General features: G+C 62.0%; 1 protein-coding gene. It reads left to right on the top strand.

Translation table 11 applies throughout. From position 1 onward, the window contains the following. Window positions 1-614: 614 nt before the first annotated feature. Window positions 615-2,102: a group II intron reverse transcriptase/maturase gene (gene ltrA, locus KO481_RS42560; protein ID WP_308167009.1), complete on the top strand. Its 1,488-nt coding sequence runs from the start codon at window positions 615-617 to the stop codon at window positions 2,100-2,102. The last annotated feature ends 108 nt before the right edge of the window (window positions 2,103-2,210 follow it).

Raw genomic sequence — 2,210 nt, 5'->3', positions numbered from 1 at the left:
GTCGTGCGCCACGAGGCGCTGTTTTCCGGTTCGGAGGTGAGAGGCCTTTGAAGTGATTGTGTCGCAGCATGATCGCTGTAGCTGAGGGCAGTCTGATCCGGGAGACGCCGGGGAGGACGGGAAGCAGCCCTGACAAAGCCGTGACGTGTCAGTACTACCGAATGGTGCGGGTGCGGCGAGCGTGAGACAGAGGTGGACGTGAGAAATCGATGTCATAAAGCCCCTCAAGAGAGATGTGCCAGCTCAAATTCGGTGGATATGGGCTGGATTGCGGCGCGCACCCGAATCCCGTTGCGGGGTCGGGGAACTCCTTCACCGGCGTGACAGTGGTCGGCGGGAGGCCATGGTGAAAGCCTGCGGCGTAACCATGGCGAGGCTGCTGGGGCAGAGTCGGCCGCCTCCTGTCTCGAACGGAAAACAGTGAACGTGGGAACCATCTCGTCGTGCCCCAGGGCGGTCGCGGCCAGCGGCTGTTACGGGGCAGGCTCGTCGTCGGCTGTGGCGGCGGGGTGGGGCGGAGGAGTCGTAGTAGTCCGAGATCGGGAAAGCCGGTCACATGGCGAAGGGCTCCAGTGGATTTCGCAGATTGGGAATGTTTATGGACGGAGGCGCTCGTGAATTCGGGTGAGTTGTGGCCGGAGTCCTTCGAGGACGCCGCGCGGCGAGTACGTCGGATGCAAGTCAAGCTGCACTGGTGGGCGACCCGGGATCCGGGTCGCGTGTTCAACGATCTGCACAATCTGGTGTACGACCCGGCGTTTCTGATGCACGCCTGGGAACGGGTGCACGGCAACAAGGGCGGGAAGACCGCAGGGGTCGACGGGGTAGCACCCCGGTCGATTCCGAAGGAATCCACCGCGCTGTTGTCCCAGCTTCGCATCGAGCTCAAAGAACGGTCGTTCCGGCCGGAGTTGGTGCGGGAGAAGCTGATCCCGAAACCGGGTAGCCCGCATAAGAAACGTCGGCTGGGTATACCGACCACACGCGACCGTGTTGTTCAGGCCGCGTTGAAGGCGGTGCTCGAGCCGATTTTCGAGGCGGATTTCCAACCGGGTTCGCACGGGTTCCGTCCTCGTCATCGCGCTCAGGACGCGATCGCTGACGTGCATCACTTCGGGTCCCAGGGTTATCACTGGATCCTGGAGGGAGATATCGAGGCGTGTTTCGATGAGATCTCGCATCCGGCCCTGATGGACCGGATGCGGCGGCGAATCGAAGACAAACGTGTCCTGGCTCTGGTCAAAGCGTTCCTGAAGGCAGGGGTTCTGTCCGAGGACGGTGCCTGCCGGGACGCGGTTACCGGGACCCCGCAGGGCGGGATTCTGTCGCCGCTGCTGGCGAATATCGCGTTGTCGGTGCTCGACGACCACTATCAACACAAGTGGGACGCTGTCGGGGCCGGGAGCCGGTTTCCCAACAGCCGCAGGCAGAAGCTGCGCGCGCGGGGAGGTGCGACCTACCGGTGTGTCCGGTATGCGGATGATTTCCTGGTCATGGTGCACGGCACGAGGCAACACGCCGAGCAGGCCAGGTCCGAGGTCGCGGCTGTGCTGGCGCCGATGGGTTTACGCCTGTCGGAGTCGAAAACCTTGGTGACACACATTGATTGCGGATTCGACTTCCTCGGCTGGCGCATCCAGCGCCGGAAGAAGGCGGGCACGATCCGGAAGATGATGGTCTATACCTACCCGTCGAAGAAGTCGCTGACGGTGATCACGGGCAGGATACGGTTCATCACACGCAGATCGGGATCTGGCTATCGGACGCTGAAGGAGTTGCTCTCACACCTGAACTCGGTTGTTCGGGGCTGGTGTATTTATTTCCGACACGGGGTCAGCAAGAACACGTTTGGTTACCTCAACTACTTCTTGTGGTGGAGGGTGACCAGATGGCTCTTGGCTCGGCATCCGCGCCTGGGCTGGCGAAAGATCAAACGCCGCTACCTAACTGGGTATCCGGCACAACGCCCAGAAGAGAACGGGACCGTGCTCTGCTACCCCGACGAAATCACCGTCGAACGATATCGATGGCGGGGTAACTCGATCCCTACACCCTGGAGCGCAACCATCACAGCGTTACTGGACACAGGAGCACTGGCATGAAATCCATGGAGAGCCGGATGCGGGGAAACTCGCACGTCCGGTTCGGCGGGCGGCCACAGGAAACGGAGTCGAGGCAACTCGACCACCGCGCCTGTGGTCGACCCAACC

It is taken from the genome of Nocardia albiluteola (assembly GCF_018860155.1).
Lineage (GTDB): Bacteria > Actinomycetota > Actinomycetes > Mycobacteriales > Mycobacteriaceae > Nocardia > Nocardia albiluteola.
This window is presented reverse-complemented; position numbering and strand designations above follow the sequence as displayed.